Origin of the sequence: Corynebacterium sp. HMSC065H09, assembly GCF_001812845.1 — a bacterium.
Taxonomy (GTDB): domain Bacteria; phylum Actinomycetota; class Actinomycetes; order Mycobacteriales; family Mycobacteriaceae; genus Corynebacterium; species Corynebacterium jeikeium_D.
In genome coordinates this window covers 79,822-95,158 of the sequence record NZ_KV810583.1, presented here as the reverse complement: position 1 = coordinate 95,158, position 15,337 = coordinate 79,822, and the positions used below count along the sequence as shown (strand labels likewise).

Below are 15,337 nucleotides of genomic sequence, written 5' to 3'. Positions count from 1 at the left end.
CCGTGCACGTGCCACTATCGCGTGGAGGCTACTTAGGCTTCTTCGCTGTCACCCAGCAGTTGATGGTGGCATCTTGTACTTCGGTGCCGTTGGCATCGGTCAGCACGATGTGGACGGGAAAATCTACCCCACCAGTCTCCGGTGTGATGGTGGAGAAGTCCGGCAACTCAGCCTTGGCCACAGCCGTCAGGCCACCAACGGAGATGCGCTTGTAGTTCGTCGTCATGCCCTTTGGAACCCAGCGATGCGTTGTCGGTACGCTGGCCTCACAGAGCATGCCCATCGCGAATTCAGCGAGGTTACACGCAGCAATCGCATGCACGGACTTAATGTGATTACGCACGCCCCACCAAGCGGGCATGCGCGCTACCGCCAGTCCAGGCTGCATCGTCTCTAGCTTGGGACAGATTGTGCGGAAATATGGCGCCGTCAATGCGGCGGTTAAGGAAAATAGACGCTTGCCGACGACTGGAGTCGCAGCCAACTTCTTCCACATGCGGAATGTTTGAGTCTCTGCCATGTGCCAAGAGTAAAGCCCCAGTACCGGCGGCGATGCCGGTTTCTGAAAAATTTAATCAGGGGAGGCTTGCAGCCGCGGTCAAACAGGGGCCGGTGCACAGGTAGGGCCTTCGCAGAGCGGCCAGGCTTGCTCGTACCTGTGCCGATACCTGATTAGTTCAGGTTCAGACCACGCTGGATGAACCAGGTCACCGGGTCGACCGGAGTGGTGCCATCCGGGTGGATCTCGAAGTGGAGGTGCGTACCGGTGGAGAAGCCGCGGTTGCCCATACCGGCGATGACCTGACCAGCTCGGACAGCTTCTCCGACAGCAACGTAGATGGACTCGATGTGGCCGTAGACGGAAACAGAGCCGTCGTCATGGCGAACGCGAATCCACTGGCCGTAGCCCTGAGCCGGGCCTGCATCGATAACAGTGCCGTCCATGACGGACATGATTGGGGTGTTGGTGACGTTAGCCAGGTCGACACCGTAGTGGAAGGTTCCCCAGCGTGAGCCGAACGGTGAGGTCAGCAGCCCCACGGTCGGGATGGAGAGTTTCGGAGCGCGGGCAGCCTGGTCGCGAGCAACGCGCTCCTGGTTGTACTGCAACGCCGTAGCGAGGTGGTCGCTGAGGTTAGTGCTCGGATTGAAGGAGCTGGAGGCCAGCACCATCGGAGCGTTGTTCTTCGGCTGAGCAGCGCGGGTCTGAGTCGAAGCTGAGTTCTCCGGAGCCTTATTCTCGGTCTCAGCTGCGTGGGCGACCGCGTTGGAGGAAGCGATCGTCGATGCGGACAGTGCGACCAGTGCTGCGCGAGAAGTTGCGGAAACCTCTACCTTGCGGTGCTTTCCGCCTCCGCGACGAGCATTGAAAAACGTCACTTCAATCTCCCTGCCAACGAAACTCTTTGTAACCCAACTGTTATCTAACTTCTGCGATAATAACGGTTCGATATAGGGCAAGCAACTTGTTTTTAGAGAACTTGTTCGCTGATTCGTCAGTTTCAGTTCAATAGGGCCGTGCTGTGGCCGTGGGGCTGTTGTCTTGTATCACGGATCCGGTGAAGCGCAACCGGTGTGTTGCCAGGGGATTTATGGCGGATGCCCCTTAATCGAGGGGCTGGGTAGGGGGATCGGCAAGTAGTTTCCGGGTGAACTAAGGGTGTGGTCGCGGGGGTGGCAAAAAGTAACCCATCGGCGTTGACAAATGGAAACCAAAGGTGAAGCCACTTTGGGGGGGGGAGGGGGCAAAAGGAGATCGGACTCAACGGATACCGTCCGTCCTGGGATCCGTACCTTCAAATTAGACTCTGCAATGCCTAAACAAAGAGGCGTTGTATGTATGGCACTATATGGCCATGGCTGTGACGCACCCTTGCGTGGCACCCTATCTATATAGGTGGGCAATCAGCTGTCAATGATTAGACGCGGGAAGGACGATGTCACTGTGAAAGGCGCGGATTCGCGGAGAGGTTCCTCCGGTAGCGATCGAAATCGGCGAAGCCGCACCGGTGCCGGTGGCAGCGGCGGGGGTTCCCGTAGCGTCCGCAGCGAGCGCACTGCCCGCGCATGGCAGAATACGCAGGCCGGTCAGACTGGCGGTGCGCGCAGCGTCGGTGCCGACAGCAATCGAGCCGCCACGACGAAGATGAAAGCGGGGGGCTCCGGAACGTCGTCACGCAAGGGGCGTCCCTCGGGGTTCCGTCGTTTCATTAACTCGCCTCGTACACGCCGGTTTGGGCTGTCTGTTGCCGGTTCTTACGGCGTCGTATTGCTGTTCATCATCTCGGTAGCTCTGATTGGCGTCATCGTCAGTGGCGCTGGAATGTCTCCGCTTCCAGCGAGTATCGCGTCGATGTGGATGATCTTTAACCTCGCGCCGTTCCGTTTTAACGGCACGACGCTGGGGCTCACACCAGCACTGCCCGCGGTGCTGATGGTGTTGTTCATCGCCTGGCGTGTACGCCGCGAAGTCGCTGACCGCATCAGCATCAAGGATGTCCGCGCGTTGGTCGGCGCGTATCTGGGCACGCCCATTGTTCTCACCATCATCGCGTGGCTCATGCTTTACGACGCGTCGAAGGTGTTTCCCCGCGTTCAGACCCCTAGTTTCGGCCTTGCGATTGCAGCCGCGCTGCTTGTAAATCTCGTGGCCTTGGTGCTGGGAATGGGGCAGCGGTTGCTGCGTGCACTACTGCTGCGCCGGAAGCTGCCGGAGTGGTTGCTCGGGTCGGCCCGTCTGGCGGGCAGCTACGTGGCATGGCTGTGGCTGGCCGGTGTTGTGGTGACACTCGTTTCGCTGATTTGGCATCGAGAGTTGCTGGCAGAGACATTTGCAATCACGGATACCGTCGGTGAAAGTGTTGCGGTCAGCGGCCTCTCGCTGCTGTACCTGCCAAATGTGGCCTTCGGTGCTGTCGGTGTGCTGGTGGGCGGAAAATCGACGTTTGGGCCAGCGGAGGCTGGGCTGTTCGCAGTGCACCCGGCTCAGCTGCCACCGCTGCCGATTTTGGCTGCCATGCCTCAGTCGCTGGTGCACTGGGCTTTCGGAGTGCTGATTGTGCTACCGCCAGCCGTTGCGGCTTGGCGCGTCGTGGCATTCCTGAAGAAATCTGCACCGAAGCAGCCCTACCTGGTCGTCGTTCTCGCTGCCGTGTGGTCGATCATCTTCCTCATGGGGCTGGCTTGGCTGCTCGGCGGTGAGGTTGGCATCTTTGGGTGGGCCGGTGCCTCCTGGTGGCTGACTGGACTGCTCGGCTCGATGTGGCTGGTTGTTCCGGGGGCCATCGTGGTTGTTGCGATGACCGGTGTGCCGTCACTTGGTAGGGACAAGGGAGTCTCGGAAGTGGCCGCCGAGAAGTTCCCGCCGAAGCCTGCGGGAGATGGAAACGGTCATGCTGAGGCTGAGGATGCCGGCGACGCCGATAAGTCCGACAATGACGGGAGCGGTTCGGAGGAGTCGGAGGAGATTGTCGACGGGGAAGTCGTAGCGACCTCCGAAGACGAAGCCGAGTCCGACACAGAGGAGGAATCAGAGTCCGGTGCTGAGTCTGAAGACACTTCAGAAGACGCTGAGGAATCGGACGACTCTGAAGAGGATTCAGAAAGCGCCGCAGGCGGAGAAGCATCGGGCGAAGTAGATGCGACCGACGAGGACGAATCCGATGAGGACACCGAAGACTCGGAGGAAGGCGGCGACGGGGAACCGTCGTCAAGCCAAAAGAGCTAAGCCAACTTAGGGGGAGCGGAATTTGGGGTCTCTGCCGGGCTGGGTAAGCTAAACGCCGTGACTGAAGCACAGCCCGTCGCAGAAATTTCGCACAATAATTCCTCCAGCAAGCAGCTCCGCATCGTAGTCCTGGCCTCTGGCCTGGGCTCCCTTTTGCAGTCGATGCTGGAACTGCTGGACGCTGAAAAGGTTCAGATTGTCGCGGTTGGTTCGGACAAGGATTGTCCGGCGCTGGAGAGGGCTCAAAACCTCAATATCCCAACTTTTCGGGTGCCTTTCGATGCTGAGGCAAAGAAGGACCGAGAAGGTTGGGATATTCGTGTTTTAGAGGCCGTGAACAGTTTTTCGCCGGATATCGTTGTCTCGGCGGGTTTCATGCGCATTCTGGGGCCATCATTTGTGGAGGCCTACAGCAATCGCATCATTAATACGCACCCAGCGCTGCTGCCGTCCTTCCCAGGGGCGCGTGCGGTACCGGATGCACTTGACTACGGGGTGAAGGTCACCGGCACGACCGTGCATATCGTTGATAATGGAGTGGACACCGGGCCGATTCTGGCGCAACAGCCAGTGGCCGTCGAGGACGACGACACGGTGGAGACCCTGCACGAACGAATCAAGGTTGTCGAACGCCGACTCCTGGTTGATGTATTGCACTCGATTGCCGATCACGGAATTGAGCGTGACGGACGAAAGGCTTATCTGAAATGACCAACGACAACACGCAGCGTAAACCGATCAAGCGCGCTCTGATTAGCGTCTACGACAAGACTGGGCTCGAGGAGCTGGCTCGCGACCTGCACGAGGCTGGCGTGGAAATCGTTTCCACCGGTTCCACGGCTGGCAAGATTGCTGCAGCTGGCGTGCCTGTGACCCCGGTTGAGGATCTCACTGGTTTCCCGGAGTGCCTCGAGGGCCGCGTGAAGACGCTGCACCCGCGTGTTCACGCCGGCATTCTGGCTGATACCCGCAAGGAAGACCACCTGGCTCAGCTGAAGGAGCTCGGTGTGGAGGCTTTCCAGCTCGTTGTCGTTAACCTGTACCCGTTCCGGGAGACCGTTGCCTCGGGCGCTTCCTACGACGAATGCGTGGAGCAGATCGACATTGGAGGCCCGTCGATGGTTCGCGCTGCGGCGAAGAACCACCCGTCGGTTGCCATCGTCGTCGACCCGGCTCGTTACGGCGATGTCGCTACCGCCGTGAAGGAAGGCGGCTTCACCCTCGAGCAGCGCCGTGAGTTCGCTCGCGACGCATTCCTGCACACCGCTGATTACGACGCAGCTGTGTCCAACTGGTTTGTTGAGCAGCTCGGTGGCGCTGAGGGATCCACTCCGACTCCGCTGCGCTACGGCGAGAACTCTCACCAGTCGGCAACTCTGACCCGCATTGGTACCAAGGGGCTGGCAAACGCCAAGCAGCTGAACGGCAAGGAGATGTCGTACAACAACTACCAGGATGCCGACGCCGCATGGCGTGCCGCCTGGGATCACGAGCGCCCGTGTGTGGCAATCATCAAGCACGCTAACCCGTGCGGCATCGCAGTCTCGGATGAGTCCATCGCCGCAGCTCACCGCGCAGCTCACGCATGTGACCCGATGTCCGCATTCGGCGGTGTCATTGCCGTCAACCGCGAGGTCTCCGTTGAGATGGCCGAACAGGTCAAGGACATCTTCACCGAGGTCATCGTCGCTCCGTCCTACGAAGACGGTGCCGTTGAGGTGCTGAAGGCCAAGAAGAATCTGCGTATTCTCGTCGCCGAGTACGAAGCACCGACCACCGAGAACAAGTTTATCTCGGGTGGTCTGCTCACCCAGGATCCGGATACTTACCAGGCAGAGGGTGATAAGCCGGAGAACTGGGAGCTGGCCACCGGCGAGGCATTGAATGCTGAAGAGCTGGCTGAGCTCGAGTTTGCATGGCGCTCCGTCCGCGCTGTGAAGTCCAACGCCATCCTGCTGTCCAAGAACAACGCCACCGTCGGCGTCGGCATGGGCCAGGTCAACCGCGTGGACTCCGCAAAGCTCGCCGTTGAGCGCGCAAATACGCTTGCCGACGGAGAAAACCGTACTCAGGGGGCCTACGCTGCGTCCGATGCCTTCTTCCCGTTCGCTGACGGTCTGCAGGTCCTGATTGATGCCGGTGTGAAGGCAGTTGTCCAGCCAGGTGGTTCCATCCGTGACGAAGAGGTCATAGCTGCTGCCAAGGAAGCTGGCGTCACCATGTACATGACAGGTACTCGTCACTTCTTCCACTAATTCCTTACTGGATTAGGGGCTAACCGCCGCGGTGCTAACTGTCACCTCGGCGGTTTTTCTCTACCCGGACGTGTGGGGACCTGTGGGCGAGGATGTGTGTCTGTTGTCGAGCCGTGGTCTATGTGAACACACGCTGAGGGCAGGCGCTGGTGATAATTATGCAGACGAAATGGCTCCAATGCGTTTAACATAAGGGCTTATGTCACGTAGAACCGAAGCGCGACGGCGTCGAGAAGCAGAGATTCTCTCCGCTGCTGCTGCGATCCTGGCCGACCGAGGGTTTCATCAGACTCGGTTGGAGGATGTTGGCTCCGCTGTCGGCATTTCTGGCCCAGCTCTTTACCGTTACTTCAGCGGCAAGGAAGAGCTGTTGGCGCAGATCCTCATCGATATTTCTATCCGACTTGTCGATGGTGCGCGAGCAGTTCTCGATCGAGCAAAGAGCAATGATTGGGAGCCAGAGGAGACTCTTCGGGGCCTCCTTGCGCATCACGTGCATTTTGCAGTCACGGAGCCCGATCGCATTCGTGTCCAAGAGCGCGAAGGGGGAAATCTGGCGCCAGAGCAGAGCGCAAAAGTGCGTTCCTTGCAGCGTCTTTACATGGTCTTATGGGTGGACGCTCTGCGTGAACTACAGCCCGAACTCACCTCCGACGAGGCGCAGCTTAAAGTCCAGCTCACCGCTGGGTTGATTAACTCTTCCAGGCATGTGCTCAAATGGGCGGGCCCCGAGGCGACAAGGGAAAATGCCTTTGAGATGGCCCTCGCTGCGCTGGGCATTAACAACCAATAATCCGTATTCATTCTTCTGCCGTCTGGCCTCACTGTGCTCAGCAGTGTGAGGTCAGGCGGCTTTGTTGTGCGGTGCAGGGCGCTCACATTCAGTTGAATTCACCCCCGAAACAGATTTCTAGGGGAAACATAAATCTCTATTGGAAACATGTTGCGACCTCGGGGAGAGGTGTGTATTTCAAGCTGCATAAAAGACTTCCGGGGGTGAAAGTGTGGTCTAAGAAACAAAATTTGTTGTGAGGTGACTGGGGTCACATTAATCTTTTCGTCAAGAAAGTTAATAGTCATTAACGGAAAGTATTTCGCCCATGACTCACGCTCCAGCATTGACCAACCGACAGCGCCACGAAGAGCTCGTCGCAGAGCTCAAAGAGCTGCTTAGCACAACAGCACGCGGTGGTTCCGAACGTGCCCGTGCTCGCCATATTTCCCGCGGTAAGCTGCTGCCACGTCAGCGCATCAACCAACTGCTTGACCCCGGCAGCCCTTTCCTTGAGGTCGCACCGCTAGCGGCCCACGAAATGTATGGCGGCAAGGTTCCGGCTGCTGGCGTCATCGCCGGCATTGGCATCATCGAAGGTCGTCGCTGCCTGGTTGTAGCCAATGACGCAACCGTCTCTGGTGGTACGTACTACCCGTTGACTGTCAAGAAGCACCTGCGCGCACAGGAGATCGCCAGCCTTAACCACCTGCCGTGCATTTACTTGGTCGACTCCGGTGGGGCCATGCTTCTCAACCAGGATGAAGTTTTCCCTGATCGCGATCATTTCGGTCGCATTTTCTACAACCAGGCCAACCTTTCCGCTCGCGGGATTCCGCAGATTGCCGCCGTGATGGGATCCTGTACCGCCGGTGGCGCCTATGTGCCGGCGATGAGCGATGAAGCGGTCATTGTGAAAAACCAGGGCACCATCTTCCTGGCAGGCCCGCCACTGGTTAAGGCTGCAACTGGTGAAGATGTCACACCAGAGGAACTCGGTGGCGGCGAACTGCACTCCAAGACCTCCGGCGTTACTGACCACCTCGCGGTTAACGATGCCGACGCACTGCGTCGTGTCCGCGATATCGTCGCAACGCTCCCCAAGGACCCGGAAGTTCCGTGGGACACAGAATCCACCGTCTCGCCGACTCGCAACCAGACCGATCTTTACGATGTCGTCCCCGTCGATGCCAAAGTGCCTTACGACGTTCACGAGGTTATTGAAATTATTGTGGATGGAGGTCAATACCAGGAGTTTAAGGCCGAATTTGGTACGACCCTGGTCACTGCTTTCGCCCGCATCCACGGCCACCGCGTCGGCATTATCGCCAACAACGGCATTCTCTTCGCGGAATCTGCGCAGAAGGGCGCGCACTTCATCGAGCTGTGTGATCAGCGCGGCATCCCACTGGTATTCCTGCAGAACACCACGGGCTTCATGGTTGGTCGCGAATACGAGGCCGGCGGTATCGCAAAGCACGGCGCCAAGATGGTCAACGCCGTGGCTACCACCCGCGTGCCCAAGTTCACCGTAGTCATCGGTGGTGCCTTCGGCGCCGGCAACTACTCCATGTGCGGTCGCGCATATTCGCCGCGCTTCCTCTGGATGTGGCCGAATGCTCGCATTTCCGTCATGGGCGGTCCACAGGCGGCGATGACGCTGTCGACGGTTCGTCGCAACCAGATTGAACGCTCAGGTGAGAGCTGGTCGCAGGAAGAGCAGGAGGAGTTTGAAGCTCCGATCCGCGAGCAGTTTGAGCGCCAGTCGCACTGCTATTACTCATCGGCTCGCCTGTGGGATGACGGTGTCATCGATCCCGCAGATACCCGCCGAATTCTTGGCATGGCCCTCGATGTGGCAAGTGGCGCGCCCCTGGATGAACAGGGCTTCGGCGTCTTCCGCATGTAGTAACCAGCTAAAAACTCTCGACACCGCATTTTCTGGAAAGGAAACACAGGGCACATGACAGCGCACAACACGCAGCCCCACGCAGCTGGCGGCAGCCTGAGTACCGTATTGGTCGCAAACCGCGGGGAGATTGCCTGCCGCATTATTCGAACCCTTCGTGACAACGGAATTCGCTCCGTCGCGGTCTACTCGGATGCCGATGCCGACGCCCCTCACGTACGCATGGCGGATATGGCCATCCACATTGGCCCATCTCCGGCACGCGAGTCCTACCTGGTCATCGACAAGATCATCGATGCCGCTCGCCGCTGCGACGCGGACGGAATCCACCCCGGTTACGGCTTTCTGTCTGAAAACGCTGACTTCGCGACCGCCTGTGAGGAAGCAGGTATTGAATTCATCGGCCCACCGGCCAGCGCCATCAACACCATGGGTGACAAAATCTCCGCCCGCGCTGCCGTCGAAGCCCGCGATGTTCCCACCGTGCCGGGTCTGTCTCGCCCCGGGCTTAGCGACGAGGACCTCATTGAGGCAGCCCCATCGATTGGCTTTCCGGTACTGATTAAGCCGTCGGCAGGCGGTGGCGGCAAGGGGATGCACCGCGTGGAAAACGCTGCTGACCTGCCGGCTGCGCTCGCGACGGCCCGTCGTGAAGCGGCGGGTGCCTTCGGCGATGACTCCCTGTTCATCGAGCACTTCGTCGACACCCCGCGGCATATCGAGGTGCAGATTCTCGCAGATAAACACGGCAATGTAATCCACTTGGGCGAGCGTGAGTGCTCGCTGCAGCGACGCCATCAGAAGGTCATCGAGGAAGCACCGAGCCCTCTGCTGGATGAGGAAACGCGCAGCGCAATTGGTGAAGCGGCCTGTGACGCGGCCCGCTCGGTCGGCTACGTCGGCGCGGGCACGGTGGAGTTCATTGTGCCGGCGAAGGACCCGTCGTCGTTCTTCTTCATGGAGATGAATACGCGCCTGCAGGTTGAGCACCCCGTGACTGAGCAGGTCACCGGCCTGGATCTGGTGGCGCTGCAGGTTGACATTGCCTCGGGACGCCCACTGCCGGTTGCTCAGGAAGATGTAACTCTCACCGGTCACTCGATTGAAGCTCGCGTGTATGCCGAAGACCCGGCGGCGGGATTCCTGCCCACCGGTGGCACGGTCACACGTGTCGTCGAGCCGAGCGGGGCGGGAATCCGGGTGGATTCCGGCATTGTCGACGGTTCCGAGGTCTCATCTCTCTATGACCCGATGTTGATGAAGATCATCTCCCATGGGGAAAACCGTGAGCAGGCGCTCGAGCGGTTGGACCGAGCGCTCGGAGACACCGTTGTCGCAGGTGTCGGAGTCAATATCGACTTTTGTCGCTACCTGCTGAACGTCCCCGAGGTTCGCGCCGGCGATCTTGATACCGGTCTGCTCGACCGCGTGGCGGAAGGCTTCGCCACCTCCGAAACACCGGACGATGTCTACCTCGCCGCTGCGATGGACTGGCTGACTTCCCGCTTTGAACAAGCCACCGACTCACCGTGGCTGACCCCGGATGGCTGGCGTGCCAGTGCGCCTGCCGCGCAGCGCATTCGCTTTGGGGCAGGGGAGGACTCGCGTCTGATCTCGATTGTGGGCACCCCGGCGAGTGCTGACGTCGTTGTCGGTGACGTAGTCGCAGGTCTGTCGGCCGAAGCGGAGAACGAAGATATCGACGTTCCAGAACCGCGAAATTACAAAGTTTCGGTCTTTCGCGACGGGGAACATCTGCGCATCGTCCGCGACGGAGTCGCACAGCACTTCCTGGTCGAGACCATCGACAATGCGGGGTCGGCGAACCACGAAGAGTACGTCGTCGCCGGTGCCCACGGCACCTGGGTATTGCCCCGCACCGAGGTAGTCACCACCGGTGCCGAAGCCGATGCAGGCGGCTCTGGCGTCATCCAAGCTCCGATGCCCGGCGCGATTATCGCGTTGGCGGTGGAGGAGGGAGCCCGCGTCGAAGCTGGTGAGGCTCTGTTGGTCATGGAGGCCATGAAGATGGAGCACACTCTCACTGCCGAAATTGCAGGTGAGGTTAGCTTCACCGTCGCGCCGGGCGATCAGGTCGCCGGTGACCAGCAGCTGGCCGTCATCACCGTGGCCGAAGCCGAAGAATAAAAGCCCACACAAAACGCACCAATCAGGTCCTACACCTACAAAATCTTTAAGGAGCACTCATCATGTCCGAAAGCACCAAGATTGCAACCGCCATCCTCGACGACGAATACGTGGAACTGCAGAAAGTAGTTCGCGAATTTGCCAACGAAGTTGTCGATCCGGTTTCCGCCGAGCACGACCGCAACCACACCTTCCCGTACGAGATTGTCTCGCAGATGGGAGAAATGGGCCTGTTCGGTCTGCCATTCCCTGAGGAAGTCGGTGGCATGGGCGGCGACTACCTGTCCTTCGGTATCGCTCTGGAGGAGCTGGCTAAGGTCGATCAGTCGGTCGCTATCACCCTGGAAGCGGGCGTTGGCCTAGGTGCCATGCCGATCTTCCACTTCGGCAATGACAAGCAGAAGGAGACCTACCTGCCCGAGCTGACTGCTGGTAAGAAGCTCGCCGGTTTTGGTCTCACCGAGCCGGATGCAGGTTCCGACGCCGGTGCCACCCGCACCAACGCCCGTGAAGACGGCGATGATTTCGTCATCAACGGTGCCAAGCAGTTCATCACCAACTCCGGCACGGATATTACTTCGCTGGTTACTGTCACCGCAGTCACCGGCCAGAAGGACGATGGAAAGAAGGAGATTTCTACCATCATCGTCCCGAGTGGCACGGAGGGCTTTGTCGCGGAACCGGCTTACGACAAGGTCGGTTGGAATGCCTCCGACACCCACCCACTGACCTTCACCGATGTCCGCGTCCCCCAGGAGAACCTGCTGGGCACCCGTGGACGCGGCTTCGCTAACTTCCTGTCCATCTTGGCGGAGGGCCGAGTCGCGATTGCAGCGCTTGCCACCGGTGCCGCCCAGGGCTGTGTCGATGAGTCGGTCCGTCACGCCAAGGAACGTCAGTCCATGGGCCGTGCAATTGGCGAGTATCAGGCTGTTTCCTTCAAGATCGCACGAATGGAAGCGCGTGCGCATGCCGCACGCATGGCGTGGTACGACGCAGCCGCAAAGATGGCCGCGGGCGCAGATTTCCGTCGTGAAGCGTACATCGCCAAGATGATCGCCTCCGAGGCAGCGATGGACAACGCGCGCGACGCGACACAGATTTTCGGTGGCTACGGATTCATGAACGAGTACCGCGTGGCACGTCACTACCGCGACTCCAAGATTCTGGAGATTGGCGAGGGCACCACCGAAGTTCAGCTCATGCTGATCGCACGTGGATTGGGGCTGTAAAAATGGCTGACAACAACGCAACCGAAGTCACCCACGACGTCGTCCAGCGCGGACTGTGGTTCGAAGAGTACGAGGTCGGCGCGCGCTACCTGCACCGTCCGGGGCGAACCGTCACTGAAACCGATGACGTCCTCTTCACGACGCTGACCATGAACACCCAGCCACTGCATCTGGATGCGCACTGGTCGAGCCAGCAGCCGGGATTCGGCGGCGAGCGTCTGGTCAACTCCATGTGGACGCTGTCGACGGTTGTCGGGCTGTCCGTCGGGCAGCTGACGCTCGGCACCATCGTCGCCAACCTCGGCTTCACCGAAGTGGCGTTTCCCGCACCGATGTTCCACGGCGACACCCTGTATGCAGAGACCGTCTGCCGTAACAAGCGTCGGTCCAAGTCTCGCCCCAACCAGGGCATTGTCGAGCTCGAGCACATCGGTCGCAATCAGGACGGCACGATCGTCTGCCGCGCCGTCCGGTCCACGCTCGTCCAATGCGCACCGACTTCGCTTGACGACGGCTCCGAGAACGCAGCTTCAGCGGGGAAGTGAGTGGCTCATGTCTACGCATAAATCCTGGCAGCCGCTGGGCCCTGCAATTCTGTTTGCGCCGGCAGACAGGCCGGAACGATTCGCTAAAGCTGCTGACCGTGCCGACATGGTGATTCTGGACCTGGAGGACGGCTGTCGCGCAGAAAACCGTGAGGCTGCCCGCGAGGATATCGCCTCCTGTGACCTCGACCCGGCCCGCACGATTGTGCGTGTCAATCCACCGGAGGTTGAGGACTACGCAGCGGATATTGACATGCTGCGTGGCACCGCTTTCCGCCAGGTGATGCTGCCCAAGGCTTCCTCGGCTCAGCAAGTGGATGAGTTGGTAGCGGCACTGGGGGAGAAGACCCAGGTCATTGCCCTTATTGAAACTCCGCTTGGGGTCATGCGCGCCGAAGAGCTGGCGCAGGCCGATGGTGTCGTTGCACTGTTCTGGGGCGCAGAGGACCTGGTGGCGGGATTGGCGGGAACGTCATCACGCTTTAGCGAAGCAGAGGCTGCACTCGCGCCGGGCCGTATCCATGCGGGTAGCTACCGCAGTGTGGCGGTACATACCCGCAGCCACGTTCACCTGGCTGCAGCGGCGCACGGTAAGGCCAGTCTGGATTCCATCTACGTCAATATCTCCGACGCAAATGGGCTAGCTGCGGAGGCCGCAGATGCCGCTGCGTTGGGATTTGCCGCCACCGTCTGTATCCACCCCGGTCAGGTCCCGACAATCCGCAAGGCTTACCGCCCCAGCGACGAGGAGATTGATTGGGCGCGTCGGCTCTTGGCGGAAGCGGAAAAGAACACCGGTGCCTTCAGCTTTGACGGCCAGATGGTGGATGCGCCGCTCTTCCGTCAAGCAGAAGCCATTGCTCGGCGAGCCGCTGTAACCGGTTAGTCCCACAGCCGGTAACTACCACTGATTTATCCCCCCCCTAAAGAACACAATTCCCTCTCACACTCCGCACTATGCGGAGTCACTTAAACCAAGGAGATCTCCCCATGACCGCGACATTGAAGAACCACGCAGAACAGCGCACTGCTGATCCTTCGAAGCTGCCGGAGGGCTTCACCACTGTGCCGGCACCATACGGCAAGGATGTTGTCGATGCTGATGGCAACAAGATGAGCCACGTGTTCGGCGCCGGTGTCGAGCAAGGTGCCGCTCCACTTCGCGATGAGACTCTCGGTGAGAACCTGCGTGCGATTGTGGAGAAATTTCCTTCCCGCGACGCCGTCGTTGACGTCTACGCGGATGTCTCCTTTACCTTTGAGCGTTTCTATAACCGGGTTCTGCGCCTGGCCAGCGCTTTCATCCGGGAGGGCTACCGTCCAGGAGACCGCATCGGCATTTGGTCCACCAACCGCTGGGAGTGGACCGTGGTGCAGTACGCCTGCCACCACATCGGCCTGGTGCTGGTCAACATCAACCCGGCTTACCGCCAGCACGAACTGAACTACGTGCTGGAAAAGGCAGGTGTGCGTATGGTGTTTGCCGCTCGCCGCTACAAGGACTCCGATTACCGAACCATGCTGATTGAGGCCTCCAAGCAGCGCGGTGTGCGCTTGGACAAGGTCATTTACTTCGGTTCGTCCGAATGGTACGAGCACATGCACAGCGAAATCGACGACCTGAGCGAGTACACCTCCCAGCTGAAGCCGGATGATCCAATCAACATCCAGTTCACCTCGGGCACGACAGGCTTTCCCAAGGGCGCTACGCTAACGCACCGCAACCTGCTGAACAATGGATACTTCATCGGTGAGCTGTTGGGCTACACCGAGACCGACCGCATCTGTGTGCCGGTGCCGTTCTTCCACACCTTCGGCATGGTGATTGGCACCTTCGCCGCCTTCACCCACGGTGCCGCTATTGTCATCCCGGCCCCGTCGTTTAAGGCGCGTGAAACACTCAAGGCTGTGCACTCGGCCAAGGCCACCAGCCTCTACGGCGTGCCGACGATGTTCATCAATGAGCTTGAAGAAGCTCATGATCAGGAGGAATACGGATCCCCCTACGACCTGTCGCTCCTGCGCACAGGAGTGATGGCAGGTACCTCGTGCCCGTCGAAGACCATGCGTGATGTGATGGATAAACTCAATATGCGCGAGATTGCCATCTGTTACGGCATGACGGAGACCTCGCCGGTGTCCTTCCAGACCCGCGCAGATTCTCCTCTGGAAAAGCGCGTCAACACCGTCGGCCAGATTATGCCGCACTTGGAAGCCCGCATCATTTGTGAAGAAACGGGTGAGACGCTGCCGCGAGGCGAACAGGGCGAGGTTGTCGTTCGCGGTTACTCCGTTATGAAGGAGTACTGGGAGCACCCGGAAAAGACTGCCGAGGCCATCGACGCCGACGGCTGGATGCACACCGGCGACTTGGGTGTGCTTGACGACGAGGGCTACCTGTCCATCACCGGACGTATCAAGGACATGCTCATCCGCGGTGGTGAGAACATCTACCCGCGCGAGATTGAAGAGTTCCTGTTCACTCACCCGGCTGTTGTCGATGCACAGGTCATCGGCGTGCCGGATGACAAGTATGGCGAAGAAATCATGGCATGGGTAATTCTGCACGACGATGTGGAAGACCTCACCGCTGAGGACGTGGCGGCCTTTGCCCACGGCAAGCTGTCGCGTCACAAGATTCCGCGCTACGTCCACGTCGTCGAGGAGTTTCCGATGACCGCGTCGGGCAAGGTTCGCAAGGTTGAGATGCGTGAGATGGCTCCGCGAATCCTGGGCTGGGTGTAGAACA

12 protein-coding genes are annotated in these 15,337 nt (G+C 59.6%); 10 read left to right on the top strand and 2 right to left on the bottom strand.

The features are described 5' to 3' along the window. Positions 1-28: 28 nt before the first annotated feature. Together HMPREF2878_RS03810 and HMPREF2878_RS03805 are read right to left on the bottom strand one after the other, a co-directional pair. Positions 29-520, bottom strand: coding sequence for a hotdog fold domain-containing protein (locus HMPREF2878_RS03810; protein WP_038627827.1), 492 nt, complete (start codon positions 518-520; stop codon positions 29-31). A 152-nt stretch (positions 521-672) separates the two neighbouring features. Further along, positions 673-1,380 carry a M23 family metallopeptidase gene (locus tag HMPREF2878_RS03805; RefSeq protein WP_016422164.1) on the bottom strand — a complete coding sequence of 236 codons (708 nt, stop codon included), beginning with the start codon at positions 1,378-1,380 and terminating at the stop codon, positions 673-675. 535 nt (positions 1,381-1,915) lie between these two features. On the opposite strand from HMPREF2878_RS03805, the gene HMPREF2878_RS03800 reads away from it, so the two are divergent. The 10 genes from HMPREF2878_RS03800 (at position 1,916) to HMPREF2878_RS03755 (ending at position 15,333) form a co-directional block, all read left to right on the top strand. Next, positions 1,916-3,727, top strand: coding sequence for a cell division protein PerM (locus HMPREF2878_RS03800; protein ID WP_070652871.1), 1,812 nt, complete (start codon positions 1,916-1,918; stop codon positions 3,725-3,727). Positions 3,728-3,784: 57 nt separating this feature from the next. Then, entirely contained in the window at positions 3,785-4,438 is a 654-nt protein-coding gene (gene purN / locus HMPREF2878_RS03795; protein WP_016422166.1) for a phosphoribosylglycinamide formyltransferase, read from the top strand. Further along, positions 4,435-5,982 carry a bifunctional phosphoribosylaminoimidazolecarboxamide formyltransferase/IMP cyclohydrolase gene (purH, locus tag HMPREF2878_RS03790; RefSeq protein ID WP_016422167.1) on the top strand — a complete coding sequence of 516 codons (1,548 nt, stop codon included), beginning with the start codon at positions 4,435-4,437 and terminating at the stop codon, positions 5,980-5,982. Before purN ends, purH begins: the two co-directional genes overlap by 4 nt. Positions 5,983-6,181: 199 nt before the next feature. Continuing rightward, a complete protein-coding gene (locus HMPREF2878_RS03785) occupies positions 6,182-6,775 on the top strand; it encodes a TetR/AcrR family transcriptional regulator (RefSeq protein WP_016422168.1) in 594 nt (197 codons plus the stop codon). Positions 6,776-7,082: 307 nt separating this feature from the next. Further along, a complete protein-coding gene (locus HMPREF2878_RS03780) occupies positions 7,083-8,663 on the top strand; it encodes a carboxyl transferase domain-containing protein (RefSeq protein WP_049172754.1) in 1,581 nt (526 codons plus the stop codon). A gap of 54 nt (positions 8,664-8,717) precedes the next feature. Further along, positions 8,718-10,811 carry an acetyl-CoA carboxylase biotin carboxylase subunit gene (locus HMPREF2878_RS03775; protein ID WP_049172756.1) on the top strand — a complete coding sequence of 698 codons (2,094 nt, stop codon included), beginning with the start codon at positions 8,718-8,720 and terminating at the stop codon, positions 10,809-10,811. Positions 10,812-10,873: 62 nt separating this feature from the next. After that, positions 10,874-12,043 carry an acyl-CoA dehydrogenase family protein gene (locus HMPREF2878_RS03770; protein WP_049193284.1) on the top strand — a complete coding sequence of 390 codons (1,170 nt, stop codon included), beginning with the start codon at positions 10,874-10,876 and terminating at the stop codon, positions 12,041-12,043. 2 nt (positions 12,044-12,045) lie between these two features. Continuing rightward, complete coding sequence (locus HMPREF2878_RS03765; protein WP_049172760.1) at positions 12,046-12,588, top strand: MaoC family dehydratase; 543 nt, start codon at positions 12,046-12,048, stop codon at positions 12,586-12,588. A 7-nt stretch (positions 12,589-12,595) separates the two neighbouring features. Continuing rightward, positions 12,596-13,474 (top strand): HpcH/HpaI aldolase/citrate lyase family protein, encoded by an 879-nt coding sequence (locus tag HMPREF2878_RS03760; RefSeq protein WP_049172762.1) that lies wholly within the window; start codon positions 12,596-12,598, stop codon positions 13,472-13,474. A 104-nt stretch (positions 13,475-13,578) separates the two neighbouring features. Then, positions 13,579-15,333 carry an AMP-binding protein gene (locus HMPREF2878_RS03755; protein WP_070652870.1) on the top strand — a complete coding sequence of 585 codons (1,755 nt, stop codon included), beginning with the start codon at positions 13,579-13,581 and terminating at the stop codon, positions 15,331-15,333. The last annotated feature ends 4 nt before the right edge of the window (positions 15,334-15,337 follow it).